The organism is Isachenkonia alkalipeptolytica, from assembly GCF_009910325.1.
GTDB classification, from domain to species: Bacteria; Bacillota; Clostridia; order Peptostreptococcales; family T1SED10-28; genus Isachenkonia; species Isachenkonia alkalipeptolytica.
In genome coordinates this window covers 1-804 of record NZ_SUMG01000062.1, presented here as the reverse complement: position 1 = coordinate 804, position 804 = coordinate 1, and the positions used below count along the sequence as shown (strand labels likewise).

At 49.9% G+C, this 804-nt stretch carries 1 pseudogene; it reads right to left on the bottom strand.

From position 1 onward, the window contains the following. Positions 1–6: 6 nt before the first annotated feature. Positions 7–804, bottom strand: a pseudogene (locus ISALK_RS14870) (DNA polymerase domain-containing protein); the annotation flags it as partial.

The window sequence follows — 804 nt, the reverse complement described above, 5'->3', positions numbered from 1 at the left end:
CTAGACTTTGCTATACCAACGCGCTTTCGGATAGCCCATATAGCCGTAATAGCTGTTCGCCAGCAGTTTGATCGCGCGCTGGCGATAATCCAGCATTTTTTTTTCGATCGGATCGATGGTGCTTTTCATTTTCTTTTTGATATCCTGGCGCATCGCAATCAGATCACCCAGAATGCTCGGGATAAAGCCCGGAAAATCTTTGCAGAAGCGATAGCCCACAATCGGCGCAACATCATAGTTTTTGCAGCCTTCTTTTTCCAGGGTATCCGGGCTAACGTTATGGATCACGATAATGCTCGGATACAGGCTACGGAAATCCAGGTAGATGATGTTTTCCCACAGGCCTTTTTCCGGTTCTTTCACATAGCCGCCCAGATAGGTGGTACGCAGACGACGTTTGTATTCTTCTTCGTCCGGTTTGTTCGGCGCCAGTTCATTACGCGCATACGCAACGCGCAGCAGATACCATTCCACCAGATTACCGGTGCTGCTACGGCTAACATCCCACACGCTCTGACCAATCAGTTTCGCCAGTTCCGCTTCCATCGGGAAAAATTCTTTACCCAGTTCATAGGTCGCACGCGCATCTTCCATGCTATACTGCGCCAGTTTTTTCATGCTTTCTTCGGTTTCCCAAATCGCCGCAATTTCTTCCGCGCCCAGTTTGCTTTTGGTTTTGCCCAGAACCGCTTCATACACCGCTTCCAGGGTATAGGTCGGCAGGTTAATGGTACGACGCACCACCGGAAACAGATCAAAGTGGATGCGGCCTTTGATTTCCACCGCAAAGCTATCGCCCTCTAG